The organism is Streptomyces zinciresistens K42 (assembly GCF_000225525.1).
In the GTDB taxonomy this organism is placed as follows: Bacteria; Actinomycetota; Actinomycetes; order Streptomycetales; family Streptomycetaceae; genus Streptomyces; species Streptomyces zinciresistens.
This window is the reverse complement of the sequence record NZ_AGBF01000085.1, coordinates 1-26302: the sequence shown is the minus strand read 5'-3', so window position 1 is coordinate 26302 and position 26302 is coordinate 1. Positions and strand designations below refer to the sequence as shown.

Annotated in this window: 22 protein-coding genes; 15 read left to right on the top strand and 7 right to left on the bottom strand. The window is 73.9% G+C overall.

Going from position 1 to position 26302, the window contains the following annotated elements:
• A partial coding sequence (gene ligD, locus SZN_RS21650) for a non-homologous end-joining DNA ligase LigD (protein ID WP_007498579.1) occupies positions 1 to 550 on the top strand: 550 nt, incomplete at its 5' end.
• A 296-nt stretch (positions 551 to 846) separates the two neighbouring features.
• Positions 847 to 1884, top strand: a complete 1038-nt coding sequence (locus SZN_RS21645; protein ID WP_007498578.1) for a LacI family DNA-binding transcriptional regulator — start codon at positions 847 to 849, stop codon at positions 1882 to 1884.
• Positions 1885 to 2171: 287 nt separating this feature from the next.
• On the opposite strand, the gene SZN_RS21640 is transcribed toward SZN_RS21645, so the two are convergent.
• A complete protein-coding gene (locus SZN_RS21640; RefSeq protein WP_007498577.1) occupies positions 2172 to 2960 on the bottom strand; it encodes a VOC family protein in 789 nt (262 codons plus the stop codon).
• A 266-nt stretch (positions 2961 to 3226) separates the two neighbouring features.
• Between SZN_RS21640 and SZN_RS21635 the strand changes: the two genes are divergently transcribed.
• Positions 3227 to 3484 (top strand): WhiB family transcriptional regulator, encoded by a 258-nt coding sequence (locus tag SZN_RS21635; protein WP_007498576.1) that lies wholly within the window; start codon positions 3227 to 3229, stop codon positions 3482 to 3484.
• A gap of 76 nt (positions 3485 to 3560) precedes the next feature.
• Here the strand turns inward: SZN_RS21635 and SZN_RS21630 are convergent, their stop codons facing one another.
• The 4 genes from SZN_RS21630 to ssgD form a co-directional block, all read right to left on the bottom strand.
• Complete coding sequence (locus SZN_RS21630; protein WP_007498575.1) at positions 3561 to 4535, bottom strand: acyl-ACP desaturase; 975 nt, start codon at positions 4533 to 4535, stop codon at positions 3561 to 3563.
• A 218-nt stretch (positions 4536 to 4753) separates the two neighbouring features.
• Positions 4754 to 5530 (bottom strand): dimethylargininase, encoded by a 777-nt coding sequence (ddaH, locus tag SZN_RS21625; protein WP_007498574.1) that lies wholly within the window; start codon positions 5528 to 5530, stop codon positions 4754 to 4756.
• A gap of 360 nt (positions 5531 to 5890) precedes the next feature.
• Positions 5891 to 7507, bottom strand: coding sequence for an ABC-F family ATP-binding cassette domain-containing protein (locus SZN_RS21620; protein ID WP_007498573.1), 1617 nt, complete (start codon positions 7505 to 7507; stop codon positions 5891 to 5893).
• A 401-nt stretch (positions 7508 to 7908) separates the two neighbouring features.
• Complete coding sequence (ssgD, locus tag SZN_RS21615; protein WP_007498572.1) at positions 7909 to 8325, bottom strand: spore wall synthesis regulator SsgD; 417 nt, start codon at positions 8323 to 8325, stop codon at positions 7909 to 7911.
• Positions 8326 to 8661: 336 nt separating this feature from the next.
• Between ssgD and SZN_RS21610 the strand changes: the two genes are divergently transcribed.
• From SZN_RS21610 to mmpA, 3 genes are all read left to right on the top strand, one after another.
• Positions 8662 to 8985 (top strand): hypothetical protein, encoded by a 324-nt coding sequence (locus SZN_RS21610; protein ID WP_007498569.1) that lies wholly within the window; start codon positions 8662 to 8664, stop codon positions 8983 to 8985.
• A 56-nt stretch (positions 8986 to 9041) separates the two neighbouring features.
• Positions 9042 to 9740: an endonuclease V gene (locus SZN_RS21605; RefSeq protein ID WP_007498567.1), complete on the top strand. Its 699-nt coding sequence runs from the start codon at positions 9042 to 9044 to the stop codon at positions 9738 to 9740.
• A gap of 188 nt (positions 9741 to 9928) precedes the next feature.
• A complete protein-coding gene (gene mmpA / locus SZN_RS41510) occupies positions 9929 to 10078 on the top strand; it encodes a morphogenic membrane protein MmpA (RefSeq protein ID WP_007498565.1) in 150 nt (49 codons plus the stop codon).
• Positions 10079 to 10121: 43 nt separating this feature from the next.
• Here the strand turns inward: mmpA and SZN_RS21600 are convergent, their stop codons facing one another.
• Positions 10122 to 11300 carry a saccharopine dehydrogenase family protein gene (locus SZN_RS21600; protein WP_007498563.1) on the bottom strand — a complete coding sequence of 393 codons (1179 nt, stop codon included), beginning with the start codon at positions 11298 to 11300 and terminating at the stop codon, positions 10122 to 10124.
• A gap of 321 nt (positions 11301 to 11621) precedes the next feature.
• Between SZN_RS21600 and SZN_RS21595 the strand changes: the two genes are divergently transcribed.
• The 5 genes from SZN_RS21595 to SZN_RS21575 all read left to right on the top strand — a co-directional run bounded on the left by SZN_RS21595 (position 11622) and on the right by SZN_RS21575 (position 18241).
• Complete coding sequence (locus SZN_RS21595) at positions 11622 to 12752, top strand: CaiB/BaiF CoA transferase family protein (RefSeq protein WP_007498561.1); 1131 nt, start codon at positions 11622 to 11624, stop codon at positions 12750 to 12752.
• A complete protein-coding gene (locus SZN_RS21590; RefSeq protein ID WP_007498559.1) occupies positions 12749 to 13891 on the top strand; it encodes an acyl-CoA dehydrogenase family protein in 1143 nt (380 codons plus the stop codon). The genes SZN_RS21595 and SZN_RS21590 overlap by 4 nt, the downstream gene beginning before the upstream one ends.
• Before the next feature lie 21 nt (positions 13892 to 13912).
• Positions 13913 to 15127: an acetyl-CoA C-acetyltransferase gene (locus tag SZN_RS21585; RefSeq protein WP_007498557.1), complete on the top strand. Its 1215-nt coding sequence runs from the start codon at positions 13913 to 13915 to the stop codon at positions 15125 to 15127.
• Between the two features lie 34 nt (positions 15128 to 15161).
• The gene (locus SZN_RS21580) at positions 15162 to 17342 is read left to right on the top strand and encodes a 3-hydroxyacyl-CoA dehydrogenase NAD-binding domain-containing protein (protein WP_007498555.1); all 2181 of its coding nucleotides are present in this window, start codon (positions 15162 to 15164) and stop codon (positions 17340 to 17342) included.
• Between the two features lie 227 nt (positions 17343 to 17569).
• Complete coding sequence (locus tag SZN_RS21575) at positions 17570 to 18241, top strand: SDR family NAD(P)-dependent oxidoreductase (RefSeq protein ID WP_043732263.1); 672 nt, start codon at positions 17570 to 17572, stop codon at positions 18239 to 18241.
• On the opposite strand, the gene SZN_RS21570 is transcribed toward SZN_RS21575, so the two are convergent.
• The gene (locus tag SZN_RS21570; RefSeq protein ID WP_007498551.1) at positions 18215 to 18934 is read right to left on the bottom strand and encodes a MerR family transcriptional regulator; all 720 of its coding nucleotides are present in this window, start codon (positions 18932 to 18934) and stop codon (positions 18215 to 18217) included. The two genes, SZN_RS21575 and SZN_RS21570, sit on opposite strands and share 27 nt — an antisense overlap.
• A 265-nt stretch (positions 18935 to 19199) precedes the next feature.
• Between SZN_RS21570 and SZN_RS21565 the strand changes: the two genes are divergently transcribed.
• The 4 genes from SZN_RS21565 to SZN_RS21550 all read left to right on the top strand — a co-directional run bounded on the left by SZN_RS21565 (position 19200) and on the right by SZN_RS21550 (position 26086).
• Positions 19200 to 21158, top strand: a complete 1959-nt coding sequence (locus SZN_RS21565) for a Xaa-Pro dipeptidyl-peptidase (protein WP_007498549.1) — start codon at positions 19200 to 19202, stop codon at positions 21156 to 21158.
• The gene (locus SZN_RS21560; RefSeq protein ID WP_007498547.1) at positions 21155 to 22417 is read left to right on the top strand and encodes a M14 family metallopeptidase; all 1263 of its coding nucleotides are present in this window, start codon (positions 21155 to 21157) and stop codon (positions 22415 to 22417) included. Before SZN_RS21565 ends, SZN_RS21560 begins: the two co-directional genes overlap by 4 nt.
• 89 nt (positions 22418 to 22506) lie before the next feature.
• Entirely contained in the window at positions 22507 to 24207 is a 1701-nt protein-coding gene (locus SZN_RS21555) for a BCCT family transporter (RefSeq protein WP_007498546.1), read from the top strand.
• 238 nt (positions 24208 to 24445) lie between these two features.
• On the top strand, positions 24446 to 26086 hold the full coding sequence (locus SZN_RS21550) for an ABC-F family ATP-binding cassette domain-containing protein (RefSeq protein ID WP_007498544.1): 1641 nt from the start codon (positions 24446 to 24448) through the stop codon (positions 26084 to 26086).
• Positions 26087 to 26302: the final 216 nt, after the last annotated feature.

The window sequence follows — 26302 nt, the reverse complement described above, 5'->3', positions numbered from 1 at the left end:
CGGCGGGCTGACAGGCTGGCCCAAGACCTCCGGCGGACGCGGACTGCACGTCTTCGTGCCGATCGAGCCGCGCTGGACCTTCACCCAGGTCCGGCGGGCCGCCATCGCGGTCGGGCGGGAGCTGGAGCGCCGTATGCCGCAGCAGGTGACGATCAGGTGGTGGAAGGAGGAGCGGGGAGAGCGCATCTTCGTCGACTACAACCAGACGGCCCGCGACCGCACCATCGCCTCCGCCTACTCCGTGCGCCCGCGCCCCCACGCCCCCGTCTCGGCCCCCCTGCGCTGGGACGAGGTGGGCGTCGCCCACCCGCGCGACTTCGACATCGTCACCATGCCCCGGCGCTACGCCGAACTAGGCGACGTGCACGCGGACATGGACGCCACGCGGTACTCGCTGGACGCGCTGCTCGACCTCGCCGCCAAGGACGAACGCGACCACGGCCTCGGCGATCTGCCCTATCCGCCCGAATACCCGAAGATGCCGGGCGAGCCCACCCGGGTGCAGCCGAGCCGCGCCAGGAAGGCCGCGCCGAAGGAGCCGGGGACGTAGCGCCGCGGCAGGCGACGTGCGCCCCGCTCTGACACCCGGCGCGCCCTGTTGCCGCCTGCCGAAGGCCCGAGTACGTCCAGGACCAGGGGCTGAAGGCCGGCACGCCCGGAGCACGCACCGGACGCCGCTCCCCGACGGGCCGACGCCGCCCGCCGCGGAACCGGCGGCGGCGTCGCGGTCCGCCGCCGGCCCGCGGGTACCGGGCCCGGGGGCCGGGCCGGGTCGTCGAGAGCGCTCTCACCGCCCGCCGCGCGAGGGCTATCCTGATCGGAAACCCGCCGACGAGGAGCCCCGACGTGACCGACACCGCCCCGCGCCCCACCCTGGAGGCCGTGGCCGCACGGGCCGGGGTCTCGCGGGCCACCGTCTCCCGCGTGGTCAACGGCGGCGACGGGGTCAGGGAGCGGCTCGCCGAGCGGGTCCGCAAGGCGGTGGACGAACTCGGCTACGTCCCCAACCAGGCCGCCCGCAGCCTGGTGACCCGGCGCCACGACGCCATCGCCGTCGTCGTCGCCGAACCGGAGGCCCGGGTCTTCGCCGACCCTTTCTTCGCCCGCCAGTTGCGCGGCATCAGCAAGGAACTGACCGCCCACGACAACCAGTTGGTACTGCTCCTGACCGAGGGCCGCGACGACCACGCCCGGGTCGGCCGCTACCTCGCCGGCGGACACGTCGACGGCGCCCTCGTCTTCTCGCTGCACCTCGACGACCCGCTGCCCAAGCTGATCCGCAGCGCCGGCATCCCGGCCGTCTTCGGCGGCCGCCCCGACTGGAACGGCGACCAGCGCGGCGTCCTCTACGTCGACGTCGACAACCGGGGCGGCGCGCGTGACGCCGTACGCCATCTCGCGGGCCTCGGCCGCAGCCGCATCGCGCACATCACGGGCGCCCTGGACCAGACGTCGGCGGTGGACCGGCTCGACGGCTACCGTGACGTCATGGTCGACGCCGACCCGAGGCTGATCGTGGAGAGCGACTTCACACCGGCCGGCGGGGAGCGCGCGATGCGCGAACTGCTCGCCCGCCGCCCGGACGTGGACGCCGTGTTCGCCGCCAACGACCTCACCGCCGCGGGTGCCCTGCGGGTGCTGCGCGAATCGGGGCGGCGCGTGCCCGACGACGTCGCCGTCGTGGGGTTCGACGACATCCTGCCGGTGGCGGAGCAGACCGAGCCGCCCCTGACGACCGTCCGCCAGGACATCGAGGAGATGGGCCGGCTGATGGCCCGCCTGCTGCTGCGCGAACTCGACCCGCGCGCCGCCGAGGAGCGCGTCGGCGGGACCCCCTCCAGCGTGGTGCTCCCCACCACACTGGTGCGCCGGGCCTCGGCCTAGGGCGGGTTTCGAAAGTCCCGCCTGCCCGGCGGCGCCTGGCACGCACGCTCGCCGCGTTGTCGGGGTCACCCCGATACATTCAGTATGTGGGGTGACCCTCCGCCTTGCGATCGCACGCACCAGACGCCGCCGGGCCCGCCCTGCGGGCGGACGACGCTCCTTTCGAAACACGCCCTGCTGGGCCCCGCACCACGCCGACGCCACCCCGGCGGGCACCCGTCCGGACCGCGGACCGCGGACCGCGGGCCGTGCCGCCGGCTGTCCGCGGGGCCTCTCCGCTCCCCGGATCAGCTCCTCGGCGTGCTCCTGATCACCGCGAAGCGGGCGCCGAAGGGGTCGGTCAGCTTGGCGACGCGGCCGACGTCCGGGAGGTCGGTCGGCGCGACCCGCACCGTGCCGCCCAGCTCCCGCGCCATCGCGGCCGTCGTGTCGGTGTCCGCGACCTCGAAGTACGGCAGCCAGTACGGCGCCTGCCCGGCCTCCGCCGGATCGTCGCTCCTGTCGACGACCCCGCCGAACATGCCGCCCTCGCCCTGTCCCGCCGGACTGAACGTGGTGTACGTGCCGCCGTAGAAGTCCAGGGCGAAGGTCTCCAGGCCGAGCGTCGCGTGGTAGAAACCGGCCGCGGCCGGCACGTCCGGCGTGTACAGCTCCAGCCAGCGCAGCGAGCCCGGCTCCCCGGCCACGTCCAGGCCCTCCGTGGCGCCCGGCTGCCACAGCCCGAAGCCCACCCCCGCCCTGTCGGCCAGGACGGCCGTCCGGCCCATGTCGAGCACGTCCGCCGGCCGCGCCAGCACCGACCCGTGCGCCTCCTCGGCGGCCCTCGCCGCGGCCTCGGCGTCCGGCACCTGGAAGTACACCGTCCAGGACGGCGGGCCCTGCTCCCGCGTGGTCCGCATACCGCCGGCCACCGTCCTCCCGCCGAGCTGGAAGAGGCCGTACCCGCCGGTCTCGGGTCCGCGCGGCTGGAAGCGCCAGCCGAACAGACCGGCGTAGAACGCCACGGCGCCCTCGATGTCCGGGGTGCCCACGTCGATCCAGTTCGGCGCGCCGGTCACGAAACGGGTGGTGAGCATCGTGGCCCTCCTCGCAGGGGTCCCGCTGTCTGCACTGCCGAGTCTCGCACCGGCCGCCGCCGGACGCCGCCGGAACACCGTCCAGCCGGACGGGCCCGCCCGCCACAGTCCGTGAGCGCAACGGCTCCCCGGTTCCCGCCCGGGTCCGCGCGCCGCCGTGCGCCGTGCCGTGCGCGGGAGGACCATCGAGGCGGCCGGCGGCCTCGTGACGCGGCGTTGAGTCCGCGTTGATCGAACGTTTTTCGCCGACCGGCACGATCCTGCGCATGCACATCGACACGATCACCACGGTCACCGCACCCGACCTGGCCTGGCAGGAGCAGGCGTTGTGCGCGCAGACGGGGGCGGACTTCTTCTTCCCCGAGCCGGGCAGCTCCGTACGCGAGGCGAAGCGCATCTGCGCCATGTGCCCGATCCGCCCGGCCTGCCTGGACCACGCACTGGAGCACGACGAGCGGTTCGGCGTCTGGGGCGGGCTGTCGGAGAAGGAGCGCCTGGCACTGCGGCGCACCGCCGCCCGCTGAGCGGCGCGCCCCGGGGCACGCCGACGGCCGGCCCGCACGGGAGCGGACCGGCCGTCGGTCGGGGGTGCGGTGCCTGTCAGCCGCCGGCGCGGGCCGCCATACGGGCCTTGCGGGCCGCCAGCTTCTCGTCGAACTTCAGGGCCTCGCTGTCCAGGCCGCCCATGAACAGACCGAGCTCCTCCTGGGCCCTGAGGCCCTCCGGGCCCAGCCCGTCGATCTCCATGATCTTCAGGAAGCGCAGGACGGGCTGCAGGACGTCGTCGTGGTGGATGCGCATGTTGTAGACCTCGCCGATGGCCATCTGGGCGGCGGCGCGCTCGAATCCGGGGATGCCGTGGCCGGGCATGCGGAAGTTGACCACGACGTCCCGCACGGCCTGCATCGTCAGGTCGGGGGCGAGCTCGAAGGCGGCCTTCAGCAGGTTGCGGTAGAAGACCATGTGGAGGTTCTCGTCGGTCGCGATGCGCGACAGCATCCGGTCGCAGACGGGGTCACCGGACTGGTGGCCGGTGTTACGGTGCGAGATGCGGGTCGCGAGCTCCTGGAAGGCGACGTAGGCGATCGAGTGGAGCATCGAGTGCCGGTTGTCCGACTCGAAGCCCTCGCTCATGTGGGACATGCGGAACTGCTCCAGCTTGTCCGGGTCCACCGCGCGCGAGGTGAGCAGGTAGTCGCGCATCACGATGCCGTGCCGGCCCTCCTCGGCGGTCCAGCGGTGCACCCAGGTGCCCCAGGCGCCGTCCCGGCCGAAGAGCGAGGCGATCTCGTGGTGGTAGCTGGGGAGGTTGTCCTCGGTCAGGAGGTTCACGATCAGCGCGATCCGGCCGATCTCCGTGACCTTGGACTGCTCCTTGCCCCACGCCTCGCCGTCCTCGAAGATGCCGGGGAAGTTGCGGCCGTCGGTCCACGGCACGTACTCGTGCGGCATCCAGTCCTTGGCCACCGTCAGATGGCGGTTCAGCTCCTTCTCGACCACTTCCTCCAGTGCGTACAGCAGCCGGGCATCGGTCCAGCCGGCGGGGCTGCCGAGGTGCGGGGAGGTGATCGTCACGGGAACTCCAGGGGGACGCGCAACTGAGCGGATCGGTCCGGCGAGCGGATTGCCGGAACCTACGGGATCGTAGGCTACGAACCCGTAGGTTACGAAGCCGTAGGTTAAGAGGAGTGTAAGGATCGCTGATCAGCCGGTGTTCACCGGGGAGTCCGCCGGGCTCGGTACGGCCCCGGGAGCCGCAGGTCCCGGGGCCGACGGGGGGCGGCGGCCGGCCGTCAGGCGTACAGCTCCCGCAGCCGGACCGAGAGGCACGTCACACATCCTTCGAGCTTCTCGAACTCGCTGATGTCGACCAGGACGGGCTCGTGGCCGAGGTCGGCGAGGAGGTCCGCCGTCTTCGGCGCGCTCGCCGCCATGAGCAGCCTGCCGCCGCCGAGCAGCACCACGTGCGCCCCGGACTCCTCCGGCACCGGCAGGAAGCGCGGGAACAGCGACGGGGCGTCCAGCTGGGGGATACGGCCGAGGACCGTACCGTCGGGCAGGGCGGTGACCGCCGACTTCAGATGCAGCACCTTGCTGACGGGAACGGCGACGATCCGCGCGCCGAGCGGCTCGAACACGGCCCGCAGCTGCTGGACCCCGGCGGCGTTGGTCCGGCCGCCCCGGCCGACGTAGACCGTGTCGCCGATCTTCAGCACGTCGCCGCCGTCCAGGGTCCCCGGCTCCCAGACCCAGTTCACCGAGCAGCCGAGGGAGGCCACCGCCTCCTCCACGCCCTCCGTCTCCCCGCGCCGGGACTCGGCGCCCGGCCGGGTGATCAGCGCGACATTGCGGTACAGGACGACCGTGTCCTCGACGAACACCGCGTCGGGGCAGTCGTCGGCCGGGTCCACCTCGACGGTCTCCCAGCCGTGCGTGCGCAGCGCCTCCGCGTACGCCTCCCACTGCTCGACGGCGAGGTCGGCGTCGACCTTCTCCCGCTCGATGTGCGTCACCAGCCCTTCGGCCAGACGGGGGCCGGGGCGGCGGACGAGGGCCTTCTTGCTGGGCACGACGGGATCTCCGGATCGGCGGCGGGTGCGCGGCGCCCCCGTGCGCACGGGGAACCGAGTCGCCATCATGCAGGGCCGGTCGCCCCGCGCAAAACCCCCGCGTCCGGGCTGTGCCCCTCCTGAGACGCTCCGCGGCGAAGCGGCCGCGGAGCCGCGGCAGGCCCCGCGGGCGTCCTACGGCGACCGCGCGGCCACCGCCGTGACACCCGCCGTGACACCCGCCGTGCTCCCGGTCGGCCATCCGGTCCTGTGCGGCGCCGGGTGCGTGCCGGGCCCGCCGACGCGCACCCGGCCGGCCGTCCTGTCCGGCCGCGTGCCCGCCGGCGGACCGGCGGGCACGCGCCTGGGGCACCGGACCGCCTACCCGACGGCCTCCGGCGTGGTCTCCTCCAGTTCCCCGTCCCGCACCAGCAGCCAGCGCGTGATGCCGATCGACTCCAGGAACGGCAGGTCGTGGCCGGCCACGATCAGCGCCCCCTCGTACGACTCCAGGGCCGTGGTGAGCTGCCGCACGCTCGCCATGTCCAGGTTGTTCGTCGGTTCGTCCAGCATCAGCAGCTGCGGCGCGGGCTCCGCCAGCATCAGCGCCGCCAGTGCCGCCCGGAAGCGCTCGCCGCCGGACAGGGTCGCCGCCTGCTGGTCGGCGCGGGCGCCCCGGAACAGGAAGCGGGCCAGCCGTGCCCGGATCCGGTTGTCGGTGGCGCCCGGCGCGAAGCGGGCCACGTTCTCGGCGACCGACAGCGCGCCGTCGAGGACGTCGAGCCGCTGCGGCAGGAAGCGCAGCGGCACATGGACCGTCACCTCGCCCGCCACCGGGTCCAGTTCACCCGCGATCGTCCGCAACAGCGTCGTCTTGCCCGCGCCGTTGCGTCCGATCAGCGCGATCCGCTCCGGGCCGTGCAGATCGAGACCGCCGCTCACCCGCGTGCCGTGGGCCAGTTCCAGATCCCGCAGCGTGAGCACGCTCCGGCCCGGTGGTACGGCCGTGTACGGCAGGTCGACACGGATCTCGTCGTCGTCCCGCACGGCGTCCACGGCCTCGTCCAGCCGCTCCCGGGCCTCGGCGAGCCGTCCCTCGTGCAGGATGCGGTGCTTGCCGGCGGACTCCTGGGCCGCGCGCTTGCGCAGCCCCATGACGATCTTCGGTTCGCGCTTCTGCTCGGACATCTTCTGGCCGTAGCGCTTGCGCCGGGCCAGTTTGACCTGGGCGTCGACCAGTTCGCGCTTCTGTTTGCGCAGGTCGGCCTCGGCGACGCGCACCATGCGCTCCGCGGCGTCCTGCTCGGCGGTGAGCGCCACCTCGTAGGCCGAGTAGTTGCCGCCGAACCAGGTGACCTCGCCCGCCCGCAGATCGGCGATCTGGTCGACCAGATCGAGGAGTTCACGGTCGTGGCTGACCACCACCATGACCCCGGGCCAGGACGCGACGGCCTCGTGGAGGCGCCGGCGCGCGTACAGGTCGAGGTTGTTGGTGGGCTCGTCGAGGAGCAGGACGTCCGGCCGGCGCAGCAGCAGCGCGGCCAGCCGCAGCAGCACCGACTCACCGCCCGACACCTCGCCGGCCGTGCGGTCCAACCCGATGTGCCCGAGGCCGAGTTGGCCGAGCATGGCGAGCGCGCGCTCCTCCACGTCCCAGTCGTCGCCGAGGGTCTCGAAGTGCTCCTCGGCCACGTCACCGGCCTCGATGGCGTGCAGTGCGGCGCGCTTGGCGGCGATGCCGAGGGCCTCGTCGATCCGCAGGCCGGTGTCCAGGGTGATGTTCTGCGGGAGGTGGCCGACCTCGCCCGAGACGCGCACGACGCCTTCGGCCGGGGTGAGTTCACCCGCGATGAGTTTCAACAGGGTTGATTTCCCCGACCCGTTGACGCCGACGAGTCCGGTCCTGCCGGGACCGAAGGTGACGTCCAGACCCTCGAAGAGGGGCGAGCCGTCGGGCCAGGAGAAGGCGAGGGAGGTACAGCTGATGGATGTAGGCACGGGGTGCCCTCCGCGGTTGCTCGAAAACGATCAGGGGCAAACGCGTATCGAGACACCGGCGACCACGGGCGCGGGGGTCCCGGGCAGAGGGAAAAGCCCTGTTCCGTGAGGACGGCTCGAACGCCGAGGTCGCACGCTGCGCACACACCACCGGGGTGCGGCGCGGTGTCTCAGGACCTCAGACGAGCAACGTCCTTCTCCAATCGGCGGCAACAGGACATCGTCCACCGTAGGAGCGGTGCGCGGGGGTGTCAACGTGATTGATCCCGGCCTCGGCGCCGGGCGAGGGGGGCGGCGGACCCCGGAACGGCCCGCCGGCCCCGGCGCGCGGCCGGAACGCCGTCGGGCTCCGCCCGCGGCGGCGTCCGCGAGCCGAGGGCCCCGGCACGCGGCCGGGACCCTCAGCGGGCGTCCCGCATCAGCTCGGCCAGGTCGTGGTCCAGGTCGAGGTGGAGGTGCTCCAGGCCGAGGGGCACCAGGTCGTGGGTGGCCCGCAGGAAGCGGCGGACCTCGCCCGAGCGGATGTGGACGACCGCGGTGCCCTCCGGGGCGTGGAACTCCAGGACCGTGCGGTCGTAGCCGTAGGGCCGCACGCGGACGTCGCCGTGGCCCTCGGGTCCCTCCAGGCCGGACAGCAGCAGCTCCCGGCTGAAGGTCCAGCAGACCTCCACGCCCTCCAGGGTGGCCGGGGCGGGGAAGGTCATCCGCACGGCGAACGGGTCGCGGCGGTCGTAGTGGAGGGTCGCGGGAATGCTCGGCATCCGCGGTGCGGCGGCGACGAGACGGGCCTCGACGGGCTGCTCGATGACGGTGGACAACGCCTGCTCCCTCGTGACGGCGGGACGAACGAACGTCCGGGCGGAGACGTCCGGGCAAGGGAAGAGACGACGGAATCAGCCATTCCGTGCACCCCGGGGGTGAGTGACCTCTGTCACCGTCCATCCGCTCGGGAGGGGGCAGGTGTCCTGCCGGGCCGCGAGGACCTGCCGCGCCGAGGTGGACACCGGGCCGTACGGCACCGTGGACCGCGCGCCCGACCGGACGTGCCGGGCGGCGGGGGAGGGCCGGGTCGCACGGCCGGAGAGGTGAGCGGCCGCGACACGGGTACCCGGGCCCCGACCCAGTGAGCGGAGCCCGTGAAAGGAGTGGCGCACATGCCGGCCGGTTCCCACGCCAAGCGTGAACGCCAGTACGAACACATCAGGAAGAGCGCCCTGGACCGGGGCGAGAGCACCGACCGCGCCGAGGAGATCGCGGCGCGGACCGTGAACAAGGAGCGCGCGCGGGCCGGTGAGTCCAGGACGGCCGGCCGTGTCTCCCTCCAGGACGAGTCCTCGGGGCGGCGCGGCGGCGAGCGGTCCGGCAAGGGCCCCCAGGGCCCCACCTACGACCAGCTCTACGAGGAGGCCAGGAGGCGCGATGTGCACGGGCGTTCGGACATGAACAAGAGCCGGCTCAAGCGGGCGCTCGGCAGGTAGGCGGGGCGGACGGCGGACCGTGACGCGCCCCGCGGGCCCGTACGCTCGACGCCATCATGACGACCGTACGCATCCCCGCGGGCTGGCCCGCCACCGAGGAAGAGGCCCGCGCCGTGCAGGACGGACTGCGCGCGCGGCTGGTGCTCGACGAGCCGGGCCCGCCCCCCGGCACGGGCCGGGTGACGGGCGTGGACGTGGCCTACGACGACGAGCGGGACGTGGTCGCCGCGGCCGCCGTCGTGCTCGACGCGGCGAGCCTGGAGGTCGTCGCCGAGGCCACGGCGGTCGGCCGGATCCCGTTCCCCTACGTGCCCGGCCTGCTCGCCTTCCGCGAGATCCCCGCGGTCCTCGCGGCCCTCGACGCCCTGCCCTGCCCGCCCGGCCTGGTCGTCTGCGACGGCTACGGTCTCGCCCATCCCCGGCGCTTCGGCCTCGCGAGCCACCTGGGCGTCCTCACCGGACTCCCGACGATCGGCGTCGCGAAGAACCCCTTCACCTTCACCTGCGACCCTCCCGGCCCCGGGCGCGGCGCGTCCAGCCCGCTCCTGGCGGGCGAGGAGGAGGTCGGCCGCGCCCTGCGCACCCGCGACGGCGTCAAACCGGTCTACGTCTCGGTCGGGCACCGCACGACCCTGTCCGGCGCCTGCGCCCACACCCTGGCGCTGACCCCCGCCTACCGCCTCCCCGAGACGACCCGCCGCGCGGACGCCCTGTGCCGCAGGGCCCTGAGGACGGCGACCGCGCCCCGGGCGTGAGGGGCCGCGCGTGCGGCGGCGCACCCCGGCCGCTCACGGAGGGGCGACCCCTGTTCGACCGCCGGTCCGATCCGGTGCGGGGAGTCGCAGGACACCGGGACCCGCGCCGGCGCGGGCGCGCGGACTGAGTACCCCGGCTGAGTACCCGTACGGATGCCGCCGCCGCCTGCGCGGGGCAGGCTGGGCGCATGACGACGACACACCGTTCCGCCAAGCCCCTCGCCGGTCCCGGCCGCCCCGTCGAGCGCGCGGTGACCGCCGCGCTGGTCGTCGCGACCCTGGCCGGGATCGGCTGGCTCGCCGGGATGATCTACACGGTCTCGGGGTGGGGGCTGTAGGCGGTCGCTCCACCGTCGGGGGAACGACCGCCGCGGAATCGGTTCAGCGGGTCGCCGCCACCCGGAAGGTCAGGCCCGCGCCGCGCAGCCGGTCGATCAGCGCGTCGCCCATCGCCACCGCCGGGGTGACCTGGCCCGCCGTCTCCGGCAGGTCGTCGAAGGCCAGGGAGAGCGCCGACTCGGCGAACATCTTCGCCGTCTCGCCGTACCCGGGATCGCCGCCCGCCACCTCGGTGAAGACCCGCCGCCCGCCGCCCTCGCCGACGAAGCGGACCGAGAACCAGCTCCGCGCGCGCTTCTCCGGGCCGGGGCCCTCGCCCGGCTTGAGCCGGGCGGACAGCCAGCGCCGCGCCGGGGGCAGCTGCGCCGCCGTGACGAGCGCGCCCATGGCCGCGACCCCGCCCACGGCGACGGGCAGCCGGCGCACGGCCGCGTAGTGCCGGTAGCGGAAGTCGGGGCCATAGCGCGCGAGCGCGCGTGCCGAGCGCAGCACGATCTGCGGGTCGATCGTGGGCAGGGGCAGGGCCCACGCGTCCACCTCGCCCGCGAAGCGCGGCGCGCCCGCGGGCGCCTGGGCCCGGCGCCCCATCAGGCGCGGCTCATGGCGGGCCCGGTCGCGCGCGGCGGCCAGGACGCGGGGTCCCCGGGCGAACTGGTTGAGCGCCGAGGCGAACGTGCCCCCGGAGAATGCGGCGTCCGCGCTCACATATCCGTCGACCGTCAGCGGCACGCCCTCGGGGAGCCGCCGGACGGTGAAGTACGCGCCCAGGTCGTGCGGGACCGAGTCGAATCCGCAGGCGTGCACCAGCCGTGCGCCGGTCTCCCGCGCGCGGGCGTCGTGCCGGACGTACATCAGGTCCACGAACTCCGGCTCACCGCACAGGTCCAGATAGTCGGTGCCGGCGTCCGCGCAGGCCGCGACCAGGTCCTCGCCGTACGTCACGTACGGGCCCACCGTGGAGGCCACCACGCGCGCGTGCCCGGCGAGCCGCCGCACCGACTCCGGGTCGCCGGCGTCCGCCTCCAGCACGCCGATCCCCTCGCCGCCGGGCAGCCGCTCCCGCAGCCGCTCCAGTCTCCCCGCGCTGCGGCCGGCGATCGCCCAGCGCAGCCCCTCGGGCGCGTGCCCGGCGAGATACTCCGCGGTGAGTACCCCGACGAACCCCGTCGCCCCGAAGAGCACGATGTCGTACGGACGCTCCGACCTGCTCAGCCTGCTCATGACACCCCTCGGTCCCGCACACGCCGTTGTCGGTGGCCGAGGCTAGCGTGAGGGGTGTGCGGTCCGGCGAGGAGCCCGGAGGTGAGCGGTGGCCGTGACCGGGCGTGTCACGAAGAAGCGGGACATGGGGTGCGGGTCCGCCCCCGCGCCGCCCCGCGGGAGCGCGAGGGCCGTGCGGCGGGAGTGCGGTGTCGCCCGGTGGGCCGCTTCGCGCGCGGGCTTCTGGCGGGTAACTTCCTAAGCGCTTGCTCTTGTGCCCGGTCGGGCGACTTCCTAGCATCACTGGTGTTACAGCAGTTGTGTCACAAGCCTGGGGGCAGGATGGCGACGACTCCGGAACAGGGCCCGCTCACCGGCGTGCGCGTGGTGGAGCTGGCCGGGATCGGCCCCGGCCCGTTCGCCGCCATGCTCCTCGCCGACCTCGGCGCCGACGTGGTCCGCGTGGAGCGCCCCGGCGGCCCGGGGCTCGCGATCGACACGGCGTACGACGTCACGAACCGCAACAAGCGCTCGGTGGTGATCGACCTGAAGTCGCCGGGCGGCCCCGCGCGCGTCCTCGACCTCGCCGCGCGCGCCGACATCCTCATCGAGGGCAACCGGCCCGGCGTCGCCGAGCGCCTCGGCGTCGGCCCCGAGGCGTGCCGCGCCCGCAACCCGCGGCTCGTCTACGGCCGGATGACCGGCTGGGGCCAGGAAGGGCCGCTCGCCCACCGGGCCGGCCACGACATCGCGTACATCGCGCTCACCGGCACCCTGGGCATGACCGGCGAGCCCGGCCGGCCCCCGGCGGTCCCCGCCAACCTGGTCGGCGACTACGCGGGCGGCTCGCTCTACCTCGTCGTCGGCGTCCTCGCCGCCCTCCACCACGCGCGCGCCACCGGCACCGGCCAGGTCGTCGACGCCGCGATCGTCGACGGCACCGCCCACCTCGCCGCGATGATCCACGGCATGCTCGCCGCCGGCCGCTGGCAGGACCGCCGCGGCGCCAACCTCCTGGACGGCGGCTGCCCGTACTACGGCACCTACGAGACCGCCGACGGCGGCTTCATGGCCGTGGGCGCCCTGGAACCGCGGTTCTACGACGAGTTCCTGACCCTGCTCGGCGTCGAGGGGTTCGCCGGCGCCCGTGAGGACCCCGCCCGCTGGGACGCCCTGCGCGAGGCGGTCGCCGCCCGCTTCAGGTCCCGCACCCGGGACGCGTGGACGGCCGTCTTCGACGGCTCCGACGCGTGCGTGGCCCCCGTGCTGTCGCTGCGCGAGGCCCCCCACCACCCGCACCTCGCCGCCCGCGGCACCTTCACCGGCCACGGCGGCATCACCCAGCCCGCCCCCGCACCCCGCTTCTCGGCGACCCCCACCGCCGTCCGCACCGGCCCCGCGCGGCCGGGCGCCGACACCGCCGGCGTCGCCCGCGACTGGGACGTACCCGACCTGCTGAAGGGCCTGGAATGAAGCGGCTGATCTTCGCCCCCGAGCACGACGCGTTCCGCGCGAGCGTGCGGGCCTTCCTCGCCCGGGAGGTGCTGCCCCACTACGCGCAGTGGGAGAAGGACGGCATCGTCCCGCGCGACGCCTGGCGCGCCGCGGGCAGGCAGGGCCTGCTCGGCTTCGCCGTGCCCGAGGAGTACGGAGGCGGCGGCAGCCCCGACTTCCGCCACAGCGCGGTCCTCGCCGAGGAGTTCACCCGCGCGGGCGCTCCCGGACTCGCCCTCGGCCTGCACAACGACATCGTCGGCCCCTACCTCACCTCGCTCGCCACCGACGAGCAGAAGCGGCGCTGGCTGCCCGGCTTCTGCGACGGCTCCCTGATCACCGCCATCGCGATGACCGAGCCCGGGGCCGGCTCCGACCTCCAGGGCATCCGCACCCGCGCCGAGGACCGCGGCGACCACTGGGTGCTCAACGGCTCCAAGACGTTCATCTCCAACGGCATCCTCGCCGACCTGGTGATCGTCGTGGCCCGCACCACCCCCGAGGGCGGGGCGCGCGGGCTGTCGCTGCTCGTCGTCGAGCGCGGCGCGCGCGGCTTCGAGCGCGGCCGCAACCTCGACAAGATCGGCCAGAAGGCGCAGGACACGGCCGAGCTGTTCTTCCACGACGTGCGCGTGCCCGCGGAGAACCTCCTCGGCGACCGCGACGGCGCCTTCGCGCACCTGATGACGAACCTCGCCCAGGAGCGCCTGAGCATCGCCGTGGCCGCGATCGCCGCCGCCGAGCACCTGCTGGAGATCACCACCACCCACGTCAAGGACCGCGAGGCGTTCGGCCGGCCGCTGGCCGCCAAGCAGCACATCCGCTTCGAGATCGCCGAGATGGCCACCGAGTGCGCCGTGACCCGCGCCTTCCTGGACCGCTGCGTCGAGGACCACGCGAAGGGCGCCCTGGACGCCGTGCACGCCTCCATGGCCAAGTGGTGGGCGACCGAACTGCAAAAGCGCGTCGCCGACCGCTGCCTCCAACTGCACGGCGGCTACGGCTACATGAGTGAACACCCGGTCGCCAGAGCCTTCACCGACGGCCGCATCCAGACCATCTACGGCGGCACGACCGAGATCATGAAGGAGATCATCGGCCGTTCCCTGCTGGGCTGACCCTCACCGAAAGGCTTCCCCGTGAGCACCGAAGCGTACGTGTACGACGCGATCCGCACCCCGCGCGGCCGCGGCAAGGCAAGCGGCTCCTTGCACGGCACCAAGCCCATCGACCTGGTCGTCGGTCTGATCCACGAGCTCCGCGACCGCTTCCCGGACCTCGACCCGGCCGCGATCGACGACATCGTGCTCGGCGTGGTCGGCCCCGTCGGGGACCAGGGCTCCGACATCGCCCGGATCGCCGCGCTCGCCGCCGGACTGCCGGACACCGTCGCCGGCGTCCAGGAGAACCGCTTCTGCGCCTCCGGTCTCGAAGCGGTCAACATGGCCGCCGCCAAGGTCCGTTCGGGCTTCGAGGACCTGCTGCTCGCGGGCGGCGTCGAGTCCATGTCCCGGGTGCCGATGGCCTCCGACGGCGGCGCCTGGTTCAACGACCCGATGACCAACCTGGCCACCAACTTCGTGCCCCAGGGCATCGGCGCCGACCTCATCGCCACCATCGAGGGCTTCTCGCGCCGCGACGTCGACGAGTACGCCGCCCTCTCCCAGGAGCGGGCGGCCACCGCCTGGAAGGAGGGCCGCTTCGACCGCTCCGTCGTCCCCGTCAGGGACCGCAGCGGCCTCGTCGTCCTCGACCACGACGAGCACCTGCGCCCCGGCACCACCGCCGACTCCCTCGCCAAGCTGAAGCCGTCCTTCGCGGACATCGGCGACCTCGGCGGCTTCGACGCCGTCGCGCTGCAGAAGTACCACTGGGTCGAGAAGATCGACCACGTCCACCACGCCGGGAACTCCTCCGGCATCGTCGACGGCGCCTCCCTCGTCGCGATCGGCTCCCGGGAGGTCGGCGAGCGCCACGGCCTCACGCCCCGCGCGCGGATCGTCGCCGCCGCCGTCTCCGGCTCCGAGCCCACCATCATGCTCACCGGCCCGGCGCCCGCCACCCGCAAGGCGCTCGCCAGGGCCGGGCTGACCATCGACGACATCGACCTCGTCGAGATCAACGAGGCGTTCGCGGCGGTCGTCCTGCGCTTCGTCAAGGACATGGGCCTGTCCCTGGACAAGGTCAACGTCAACGGCGGCGCCATCGCCCTCGGCCACCCGCTCGGCGCCACCGGCGCGATCATCCTCGGCTCGCTCGTCGACGAACTGGAGCGCCAGGACAAGCGGTACGGCCTCGCCACCCTGTGCGTGGGCGGCGGCATGGGCATCGCCACCATCGTCGAGCGCGTCTGACCCCCTCCCCACGGATCACACGGAGCACCTCCACATGAGCACTCGATCCACCGCCATCCGCTGGGAACAGGACCGCGACGGCGTCGTCACCCTCGTCCTCGACGACCCGAACCAGTCCGCCAACACCATGAACCAGGCGTTCCGCGACTCGCTCGCCGCCGTCACGGACCGGCTGGAGGCGGAGAAGGACACCCTCCGCGGCGTCATCATCACCTCCGCCAAGAAGACCTTCTTCGCGGGCGGCGACCTGCGCGACCTCATCCGGGTCACCCCGGAGACCGCGCGGGAGCTGTTCGAGGGCGGCATGGCGGTCAAGCGCCAGCTGCGCCGCATCGAGACCCTCGGCAAACCGGTCGTCGCCGCCCTCAACGGCGCCGCCCTGGGCGGCGGTTACGAGATCGCCCTCGCCTGCCACCACCGCATCGCCCTCGACGCGCCCGGCGCCAGGATCGGCTGCCCCGAGGTCACCCTCGGCCTGCTCCCGGGCGGCGGCGGAGTGGTGCGCACCGTACGCCTGCTCGGCATCGCCGACGCCCTGCTCAAGGTGCTGCTCCAGGGCACCCGGTACAGCCCGCGGCGCGCCCTGCAGCACGGCCTGGTCGACGACGTCGCCACCAGCAGGGACGAACTCCTCGCCAAGGCAAGGGCGTTCATCGAGGCCCACCCCGAGTCGCAGCAGCCCTGGGACCGGCCGGGCCACCGCATCCCCGGCGGCACGCCCGCCCACCCCGCGTTCGCGGCCAACCTCCCCGCCTTCCCCGCCAACCTGCGCAAGCAGACGGGCGGCGCGCCCTACCCGGCCCCGCGCGCCATCCTGGCCGCCGCCGTCGAGGGCGCCCAGGTCGACTTCGAGACCGCGCAGGTCATCGAGGCGCGCTACTTCGTGGAGCTGGCGGCCGGCCAGATCTCCAAGAACATGATCCAGGCGTTCTTCTTCGACCTCCAGGCCGTCAACTCCGGCGCCAGCCGGCCCCGGGGCGTCGCACCGCGCCAGGTCCGCAAGGTCGCTGTCCTCGGCGCCGGGATGATGGGCGCGGGCATCGCCTACGCGTGCGCCCGCGCGGGCATCGACGTCGTCCTGAAGGACGTGGCCCCGGAGGCGGCCGCCAAGGGCAAGGACTTCTCCGCGCAGCTGTGCGCCAAGGCGGTCTCCCGGGGCCGTACGACCCGGGAGAAGGCCGACGCGCTGCTCGCCCGCATCACCCCCACCGCCGACCCGCAGGACGTGGCCGGGTGCGACGCGGTCATCGAGGCCGTCTTCGAGAACCCCGAGCTCAAGCGTAAGGTCTTCCAGGAGGTCCAGCACCTCGTCGAGCCGGACGCGCTGCTGTGCTCCAACACCTCCACGCTCCCCATCACCGCGCTCGCCGAAGGCGTCGAGCGCCAGGGCGACTTCGTCGGGCTGCACTTCTTCTCGCCCGTCGACAAGATGCCGCTCGTGGAGATCGTCAAGGGCGAGCGCACCGGCGACGAGGCGCTGGCCCGCGCCTTCGACCTGGTCCGCCGGATCAACAAGACGCCGATCGTCGTCAACGACTCCCGCGGCTTCTTCACCTCCCGCGTCATCGGGCACTTCATCAACGAGGGCGTCGCGATGGTCGGCGAGGGCGTCGACCCCGCCTCGGTGGAGCAGGCGGCGGCCCAGGCGGGCTACCCCGCCAAGGTGCTGTCCCTGATGGACGAGCTGACGCTCACGCTGCCCCGCAAGATCCGCGACGAGTCGAGGCGGGCCGTCCAGGAGGCGGGCGGGACCTGGACCGCGCACCCGGCGGAGGCCGTCGTCGACCGCATGGTCGACGAGTTCGGCCGCTCCGGCCGCAGCGGCGGCGCGGGCTTCTACGACTACGACGAGAACGGCCGGCGCACCGCCCTGTGGCCGGGCCTGCGCGAGCACTTCACCCGCGAGGGCGCCCGGATCCCCTTCCGGGACCTCCAGGAGCGCATGCTCTTCGCCGAGGCCCTGGACACGGTCCGGCTGCTGGAGGAGGGAGTCCTCACCTCCGTCGCCGACGCCAACATCGGCTCGATCCTCGGCATCGGCTTCCCCGGCTGGACGGGCGGCGTCCTGCAGTACGTCAACGGCTACGAGGGCGGCGTCGCCGGGTTCACGGCCCGCGCGCGTGAACTGGCGCGGACGTACGGAGAGCGGTTCACGCCCCCCGCGCTGCTGGTGGACAAGGCCGAGAAGGGGGAGGTCTTCACCGACAGCCGCTGACCCCGGGTCCGACGGCGGGCGGCACCCCCCGAGGGGCGGGCACCCCCCGAGGGGCGGGCGGCACCTCCCGAGGGGCGGGCGCCGCCCGCCCCTCGCCCGGCAACGGCCTTTCACCGCACACCTGTCGGCCAACAGCCGACCTCCCCAAGTGCGTTGGCCGACAGCCGCCCCCCGAGGGTGAATTCGCGCTCTTGCGACAATGGCTGACGGGTCATCACACTTCGCCCATGGAGACGCCTACCGCACTGGTGACCGGAGCGGCACAGGGCCTCGGGCAGGCGTTCGCCGTCGCGCTCGCCCGGCGCGGCTACCGGGTCGCCGGCCTCGACCTCGGCCCCCAGCCGCAGACCGCGGCCAAGGTCCTCGACTACGTGGAACTGACGGCCGACACCGCCGACGAGGCCCGGCTCCGCGCCCAACTGGAGCGTGCCGTCGACCGGTTCGGCACGCTGCACGCCGTGGTGAACAGCGCGGGCACGCACCCGGAAGGACCCGCCGGGGAAACACCGCCCGAGGAGTGGCGGCGGGTCGTGCGGGCCACCCTGGAGGCGCCCTACCTGGTGACCCGGGCCGCGCTGCCGCACCTGAAGCGGGCGGGCTGGGGCCGGATCGTCAACGTCGCCCCGCCCGCGGCGCCTTCGGCCATCCCGTACCTCACCTCGGCGGCGGGCCTCACCGGCCTCACCCGCGCGCTCGCCCCCGCCCTCGCGCCGTACGGCATCACGGTCAACACGATCACACCGGGCGCGCCGCGAGGCACCGCCGAGGGGGTCGCGGGGCGCCGGCCGCAGGAGCCCGCCGACCTGGTGTCCACGCTGCTGTACGTCCTGGACCGGGGCAGCGGCTTCCTGACCGGGCAGACCCTCGACGTGTCAGGGCCGGGACCCGTCCTCCTGTGACGCACCGCCCAGCCACTGCCGCAGCTCCGCGCGCAGCGACCGCTGGAACGTCGTGAGCAGGGCCTGCGCCACCAGCGGCTGCATGGACGCCGACAGCGACCGCACGTCCCGCGTGTCCCGCTCGGACACCTCGCCGCGGAACAGCAGGGCCAGTTCGCGCGCGGCGGTCCGCGCGTGCTCGACCAGGACCTCCCGGGCCGCGAGGATCGCCTCCTGCGACAGCGGCACGTCCAGCAGCCCGACGCCGAGCCGCAGCAGCCCCGGATCGACCCGGAACTCCTCGCCGCCGCCCTCGACCACCCCCATCGCGGCCAGCCGCTCCACGTCCTCGCCGGACAGCGCCCGCCCGGCCCGCCGCTCCAGCTCCGTCCGTGTCACCGACCGGACGGACTCCGGTGCCCAGGACGCCACCACCGCCCGGTGCAGCGCGAGATCGCGGGCGTCCAGGTCCGGCGGGAGCCGGTCCACGTAGCGCTCGATGGCGGCCAGCGTCATGCCCTGCCGCTGGAGCTCCTCGATCAGCTCCAGCCGGGCCAGGTGCGCACGCCCGTAGTGCCCGACCCGGCGCGGACCGATCACCGGCGGCGGCAGCAGCCCCTTGGTGCCGTAGAACCGCACCGTGCGGACCGTGACACCCGCCCGCGCGGCCAGCTCGTCGATCGTGAGGGCCGAATCCTCCGTACCGGTCGTCATGTGCAGCAGTATCGCTGTCTCACCACCGCTGTGACACCTCTCACCGCGGGTGCCGCGGGACCCGCCGGCCAGGTGACGGACGGGGCCGCCCGCGGCCGTCGCCCCGCGCGCCCACCGTGACCGCCGCCCGGACGGCGGTGGCGCGAGCCCCGGACGGCGGTCACGGGACGCGTCCGACCCGAGGGCGCCCACCGGCCCCGGGGCACCTCACGCACCGTCAGTCGCCCTCTTCTGCACGGCAGTTGCCCGGGGTAGCGTCCGCCCCATGCCGAAACGCACGCGCTTCACGATCTGGAGACCGCTCGCGACCGCGGCCACCGCCATCCTGATGGCCGCCTTCCTCGCCCCCGCCTCGGCCGAGGCCGGCCCGCGCGAGAGCAGACCCGTCTACTCCTACGCCGACGCCGTCCGCGAGGCCGTCTGGGTGGACACCGGACTCGACCTCGACCGCGACGGCGAGAAGGACCGGGTCGCCGTCGACATCGTCCGGCCCGCCGAACCCGCCGCGCAGGGCCGCAAGGTGCCCGTCATCATGGACGCCAGCCCGTACTACTCCTGCTGCGGGCGCGGCAACGAGAGCCAGCGCAAGACGTACGACGCCGGCGGCGACATCGTCGGGATGCCGCTGTTCTACGACAACTACTTCGTCCCGCGGGGCTACGCCGTCGTCGGCGTCGACCTCGCCGGCACCAACCGCTCCGACGGCTGCGTGGACGTCGGCGGACGCTCCGACGTCCAGTCCGCCAAAGCCGTCGTCGACTGGCTCAACGGCCGCGGCAGGGCGTACACCACCCGCACCGGCACCACCCGGGCGAAAGCCACCTGGACCAACGGCCGCACCGGCATGATCGGCAAGAGCTGGGACGGCACCATCGCCAACGGCGTGGCCGCCACCGGCGTCGAGGGCCTGAAGACGATCGTGCCGATCAGCGCCATCTCCTCCTGGTACGACTACTACTTCCAGCAGGGCGCGCCGCTGTACGACTCCGGCCCCGACTGGCTCTCCGACTACGTCGACAGCCCCGACGCCCGCGCCCGGTGCGGTGCCGTCCAGCAGGCGCTGGCCGACGGAGCCCCGCGCACCGGCGATCTGACACCGCTGTGGAACGAGCGCGACTACGTCAAGGACGCGCGCAAGGTCAAGGCGAGCGTCTTCCTCGTCCACGGCATGCAGGACCTCAACGTGCGGATGAAGCACGTCGGCCAGTGGTGGGACGCCCTCGCGAAGAACGGCGTGGAGCGCAAGATCTGGCTCTCCCGGACCGGCCACGTCGACCCCTTCGACTTCCGCCGCGCCGCATGGGTCAGCACCCTCCAGCGCTGGTTCGACCACGAACTCCTCGGCTACGACAACGGCATCGACCGCGAGCCGATGGCGGACATCGAGCGCGCCCCCGACCAGTGGACGACCTCCCCGGTCTGGCCCCCGCGCGGCACCTCCACCGCCACCCTGCGCCCCGCCCCGGGCGACCAGGAGGGTGTCGGCACCCTCGGGCTGCGCCCGGCCCGGGGCACCGAGTCCTTCACCGACGACCCGCGCCGCGGCGAGAACGACTGGGCCGCCGACATCGACCGGCCGACCCCCGACAAGGCGGGCTTCGTGACCCGTCCGCTCAGCCGCGACCTGCGCCTGTCCGGCTCCTCCCGGGTCACCGTGACCGCGACCCCGACCACCTCGACGGCCCATCTGTCCGCCGTCCTGGTCGACGTCGGACCCGACACCATCCGGGACTACACGGCGAGCGGCGAGGGCATCACCACGCTCACCGAGCGCACCTGCTGGGGCGCGAGCACCGCGGGCGACAGCGCCTGCTTCAAGGAGACGAGGGCGAGCACGGCCGACGTCGGCCAGACCGTGGTCAGCCGGGGCTGGGCCGACCTCGGCACCTACGCCTCGCCCGGCAGGGGCGTCCCGCTCACCCCGGGCAAGCCGTACACGATCACCATCGATCTGGCCGCCACCGACCAGGTCGTCCGGGCCGGGCACCGGCTCGCCCTGATCGTCGCGGGCACCGACAGGGACCTGATCGACCCGCCGTCGACCACGCCGGGCCTCACCCTCGACCTCGCCCGGACCTCGGCCCGCGTACCGTTCGTCGGCGGCGCCGCGGCCTTCGCCCGTGCCACCTCCGGCACGCCCGCCCTCGCCCCCGAGACGCGCCGCCCGGACGGCGTGACGATCGCACCCCGCACCGCCCAGCGGGTCCCGGAGGGAGGCCGATGACGCGCCTGGGCGCCTGCGCGCTGACCGCCGCCGCCCTCACCGCGTCCCTCCTGGCGGTGCCCGCCCCGGCCGCCGCGGACTCCGTGCCGCGCACCGGCTTCGAGACGTCGGACGGGGCCCGCTGGACCGGCCCGGCCGAGGAACAGCGGTTCCTGTCCGCCGTCGACCGGGCGAGCGAACGGGTCTCCGTCGCCCGGATCGGCACCACCGCGCAGGGCCGCCCGCTCCAGCTGGTGCGGATCGGCATCCGGCCCGCCGCGAACAAGGTGCTCCTGGTGTGCAGTCAGCACGGCGACGAACCCTCCGGCCGGGAGGCGTGCCTGTCCACGGTCCGCGACCTGGCCTACGCGCAGGACCGGCCGACCAGGCGCTTCCTGGAACGCACCACCGTGCTCGTCGTGCCCACCGCCAACCCGGACGGCCGCGCCGCGGACACCCGGGCCAACAGCGAGGGGACCGACGTCAACCGCGACCACCTCGCGCTGCGCAGCGCGGAGGCGCGCGCCATGGCCGCGGTGGTCCGCGACCGCCGCCCCGACGTCCTCTACGACCTGCACGAGTACGGCGCCACACCCCCCTACTACGACAAGGACCTGTTCGACCTGTGGCCGCGCAACCTCAACACGGACGGCGCGGTCCGCGACGAGGCCCGCACCCTGTCCGCCTCCTACGTCCGCCCCGCCGCCGCGGCCGCCGGCCACTCGACGGGCACGTACGGCATCTGGACCGACCCGGCGAGCGGCGAGGAGATCCGGCAGGTCGCGGGCGACGGCCAGGAGCGGATCCTGCGCAACACGGCGGGCGTCAAGCACGCGGCGGGGCTGCTCATCGAGAGCCGCGTCGACGCGCTCACCGCGGCGGAACAGGCCGACGCCGCACTCAACAAGCGGCGCCGCGTGGGCTCGCAGCTCGCCGCGCTGAAGGGGCTGGTCCGCTTCACCGACGTACGCAGGGAGCGGATCGAGCGGGCGACCACCGCCGCCCGGCTCGCCGGCCGGAACGACACCGGTCCCGTGTACGTCGGCGGCGCCGACAACGACCCGCCCGGACCGGCCGAGGTGATCCAGGACCCGCCCTGCGGCTACCGGCTCACCGACGCCCAGTACGCGCAGGTCAAGGAGGTGCTCGCGCTGCACGGAGTGCGCACCCGGGGCAAACTGGTGCCGCTGCGTCAGCCGCTGCGCGCGCTCGTCCCGCTGCTGCTCGACGCCCGCGCCCCCTACCGGCTCACCGCGGGTGAGCCGGACCCCGACTGCTGAGACGGGAGCAACGGACGTGATCTGTGGCAGGTCCTGGGAAGACGATGGGGAACCGGCGTATCCCCCGTCGACCGGGGAAGGCGCCGCAGATGACCGATGATCTGAAGAACAGAGGTGGCCGGAAAGGTCCGGCGGACCTTTCCGGCCACCGCACCGACCGGGTGGTGTTCGGCGTCACCGCCGCCATCACCGTGGCCTTCGTGGTCTGGGGCTGGGCCGCCACGGACTCGCTGGAGAGCGTGTCCTCGAAGATGCTCGGCGGGCTCATCCGCAACGGCGGCTGGGCCTTCATCCTGGCCGCCTCGGCCTTCGTGGTCTTCGCCCTGTGGCTGGCCGTCAGCCGCTACGGCCGGATCCGGCTCGGCGCGGAGGGCGAGGAACCCGAGTTCCGCACCGTCTCCTGGGTCGCGATGATGTTCAGCGCCGGCATGGGCATCGGCCTGATGTTCTACGGTGTCAGCGAGCCCCTCGCGCACTACACCACCCCGCCGCCGGGCACCGGCCCCGCCGACTCCGGCGAGCGCATGGAGACGGCGATGGCCACCACCCTGTTCCACTGGACGCTCCACCCGTGGGCGATCTACGCGGTCGTCGGCCTCGCCATCGCGTACAGCACCTTCCGCAAGCGCAGGCGGCAGACCATCAGCGCGGTCTTCACCCCGCTGATCGGCGAGAAGCACGCCAACGGCGGCGCCGGACGGGTCATCGACATCCTCGCCATCATCGCGACCGTCTTCGGCTCCGCCGCCTCCCTCGGTCTGGGCGCGCTCCAGATCGGCTCCGGCTTCCAGGTGCTGAACTGGATGGACGGCGTGAGCACCGGGCTCCTCGTCGCGATCATCGCCGTACTGACGCTGGCCTTCGTCGCCTCGGCCGTCTCCGGCATCGAGCGCGGCATCCAGTGGCTGTCCAACACCAACATGGTCCTGGCGCTGGTCCTCGCGCTCTTCGTGTTCGTCGCGGGCCCCACCGTCATCGTCCTGGACCTGCTGCCCACGTCGGTCTTCGCCTACCTCGGCGACCTCCCCCAGCTCGCCGGGCGCACCGAGGCCAGCGGCGGCGAGGGCGTCGCGGAATGGCTGAGCAGCTGGACCGTCTTCTACTGGGCGTGGTGGATCTCCTGGACGCCCTTCGTCGGCATGTTCATCGCCCGCATCAGCCGGGGCCGCACCATCCGCCAGTTCGTCGGCGGCGTCATCCTCGTGCCCAGCACGGTCAGCCTCGCCTGGTTCGCGGTCTTCGGCGGTTCGGCGATGAAGGTGAAGGCCGACGGCGGGCTCGGCGGCGAGGACACCGCCGAGGGCCAGCTCTTCGGCCTCCTCCAGGAGTTCCCCCTCGCGACCGCCACCAGCCTGCTGGTGATGATCCTGGTCGGCATCTTCTTCGTCTCCGGCGCCGACGCCGCCTCCATCGTCATGGGCACGCTCTCGCAGAAGGGCGCTCTGGAGCCCGGCCGGTTCGTCGTGGTGTTCTGGGGCGTGGTGACCGGCGCCGTCGCCGCCATCATGCTGCTCGTCGGCAGCGGCGAGGGCGACGCGCTCACCGGTCTGCAGAACCTCACGATCCTCGCCGCGGCGCCCTTCGTCCTGGTGATGATCGGCATGTGCTTCGCCCTCATGCGCGATCTGCGCCGCGACCCCGTCATCGTGCGCAACGAGATCGGCTCCGAGGCCGTGGAACTCGCCGTCATCGAGGGCCACAAGAAGTACGACGGCGAATTCGCCATCAAGGTCGGACCGGGCGTCGGCACCGAGGTGGCGGGCGACCCGCTGGGCCACGAGCACGCCTGATCACGGCCCGGCCCGGCAGGAGGCGCGCCCCGCGCGGCCGCCTCGTCCCGGGCCGGGCCCGCCTTCCCTCCCGCCCCGCCCCGCCCCGCCACCGGCCGCAACCGGCTGTCACCGCCGTCCCCGCCGGGGAACGGCCCCGAGGCGCTGCCGCCCCTCGCCCGGACGACCGCGACGGGCACCGTGCCGCCCGGTGAACCGATGTGCCCCGGGCCCGCCCCGGCCGTTAGGATCGCGGGCTGTGACTGCCACCCTCGTCGTCAAGAACCTCGCCGCCGGCCATGGCGACCGCTCCCTGTTCAGCGGACTCGACCTGGTCGTGGCACCCGGGGACGTGATCGGCCTGGTCGGGGCCAACGGCGCCGGCAAGTCCACGCTGCTGCGCCTGCTCGCCGGGCTCACCGCGCCGGAGGAGGGCGAGCTGCGGCTGTCCCCGCCGTCCGCGACCGTCGGCCACCTCCCGCAGGAGCCCGAACGGCGCCCCGGCGAGACCGTCCGGCGGTTCCTGGCCCGCCGCACCGGCGTCGCCGAGGCCCAGCGGCTCATGGACGAGGCGACCCAGGCCCTGGTCGACGGGGCACCCGGCGCCGACGACGCGTACGCCACCGGCCTGGAGCGCTGGCTCGGCCTGGGCGGCGCCGACCTCGACGAGCGGGCCGAGGAGGTCGCCGACTCCCTCGGCCTGGCCGTGGGCCTGGACCAGCCGATGACCTCCCTGTCCGGCGGCCAGGCCGCCCGCGCGGGCCTCGCCTCCCTGCTGCTCTCGCGCTACGACGTCTTCCTCCTGGACGAGCCCACCAACGACCTCGACCTCGACGGCCTGGAGCGCCTCGAACGCTTCGTCAGCGGCCTGCGCGCCGGCACCGTCGTCGTCAGCCACGACCGCGAGTTCCTCACCCGCACGGTCACCAAGGTCCTCGAACTCGACCTCGCCCAGGGGCAGATCAACCTCTACGGCGGCGGGTACGCGGCCTACCTGGAGGAGCGCGACGTGGCCCGCCGGCACGCCCGCGACGACTACGAGGAGTACGCCGACAAGAAGGCCGCCCTCCAGGACCGCGCCCAGATGCAGCGCTCCTGGATGGACAAGGGCGTCAAGAACGCGCGCCGCAAGGCGGGCGGCGACAACGACAAGATCGGCCGCAAGTTCCGCAGCGAGGCCAGCGAGAAGCAGGCCGCCAAGGCGCGCCAGACCCAGCGCATGATCGAGCGCCTGGAGACCGTCGAGGAGCCGCGCAAGGAGTGGGAACTGCGGATGGAGATCGCCTCGGCCCCGCGCTCGGGCGCGGTCGTGGCGACCCTGCGGGACGCCGAGGTGCACCGCGACGGCTTCACCCTGGGGCCGGTGTCCCTCCAGATCGACTGGGCGGACCGGGTCGCGGTCACCGGCGCCAACGGCGCGGGCAAGTCGACCCTGCTCGGCGCCCTCCTCGGCCGCGTCCCCCTCAGCGCGGGGCGGTCCGCCCTCGGCTCCGGCGTGCTGGTCGGGGAGGTCGACCAGGCCCGCGGGCTGTTCCACGGGGAGGAGTCCCTGCTGGACGCCTTCCACGCCGCGGTCCCCGACGCCGAACCGGTCGACGTGCGCACCCTGCTGGCCAAGTTCGGCCTCAAGGCGGACCATGTGCTGCGCCCGGCCGGCACCCTCTCCCCGGGCGAGCGCACCCGCGCCGCCCTCGCCCTCCTCCAGGGCCGGGGTGTCAACCTGCTGGTCCTGGACGAGCCCACCAACCACCTCGACCTGCCGGCCATCGAGCAGCTGGAGTCGGCCCTGGACGCCTACGAGGGCACCCTGCTCCTGGTCACCCACGACCGGCGGATGCTCGACGCCGTCCACGTCACCCGCCGCCTCGACGTGGCCGACGGCAAGGTCACCGAACGCTGAGGCCGTGACCGGGAAGGTGCACCGGCTCGCGCCCGACGGCCCCGGACCCTCCGCGTCGTACGGAGGGTCCGGGGCCGTCGGATGTCCCGGTGGGCGTCCGCCGGATCAGCGCCCGCCCTTCTTCGGGTCGAGCAGACCCGCGCGCCGCAGGGCGTCCGCCATGGCGCCGTTCGCCGGCGGCGCCGCCTGGCGCGCACCGCCGCCCGCGGCGCCCCC

What these genes read in the sequence shown, in the direction of transcription:
- SZN_RS21570 (WP_007498551.1), bottom strand. Translation starts at nt 18,934, where the DNA reads ATGACGACCGGTACGGAGGATTCGGCCCTCACGATCGACGAGCTGGCC.
- SZN_RS21605 (WP_007498567.1), top strand. Translation starts at nt 9,042, where the DNA reads ATGACGACCGTACGCATCCCCGCGGGCTGGCCCGCCACCGAGGAAGAG.
- SZN_RS21640 (WP_007498577.1), bottom strand. Translation starts at nt 2,960, where the DNA reads ATGCTCACCACCCGTTTCGTGACCGGCGCGCCGAACTGGATCGACGTG.
- SZN_RS21565 (WP_007498549.1), top strand. Translation starts at nt 19,200, where the DNA reads ATGCCGAAACGCACGCGCTTCACGATCTGGAGACCGCTCGCGACCGCG.
- SZN_RS21595 (WP_007498561.1), top strand. Translation starts at nt 11,622, where the DNA reads ATGGCGACGACTCCGGAACAGGGCCCGCTCACCGGCGTGCGCGTGGTG.
- mmpA (WP_007498565.1), top strand. Translation starts at nt 9,929, where the DNA reads ATGACGACGACACACCGTTCCGCCAAGCCCCTCGCCGGTCCCGGCCGC.
- SZN_RS21600 (WP_007498563.1), bottom strand. Translation starts at nt 11,300, where the DNA reads ATGAGCAGGCTGAGCAGGTCGGAGCGTCCGTACGACATCGTGCTCTTC.
- SZN_RS21575 (WP_043732263.1), top strand. Translation starts at nt 17,570, where the DNA reads ATGGAGACGCCTACCGCACTGGTGACCGGAGCGGCACAGGGCCTCGGG.
- SZN_RS21610 (WP_007498569.1), top strand. Translation starts at nt 8,662, where the DNA reads ATGCCGGCCGGTTCCCACGCCAAGCGTGAACGCCAGTACGAACACATC.
- SZN_RS21580 (WP_007498555.1), top strand. Translation starts at nt 15,162, where the DNA reads ATGAGCACTCGATCCACCGCCATCCGCTGGGAACAGGACCGCGACGGC.
- SZN_RS21560 (WP_007498547.1), top strand. Translation starts at nt 21,155, where the DNA reads ATGACGCGCCTGGGCGCCTGCGCGCTGACCGCCGCCGCCCTCACCGCG.
- SZN_RS21555 (WP_007498546.1), top strand. Translation starts at nt 22,507, where the DNA reads ATGACCGATGATCTGAAGAACAGAGGTGGCCGGAAAGGTCCGGCGGAC.
- SZN_RS21590 (WP_007498559.1), top strand. Translation starts at nt 12,749, where the DNA reads ATGAAGCGGCTGATCTTCGCCCCCGAGCACGACGCGTTCCGCGCGAGC.
- SZN_RS21635 (WP_007498576.1), top strand. Translation starts at nt 3,227, where the DNA reads ATGCACATCGACACGATCACCACGGTCACCGCACCCGACCTGGCCTGG.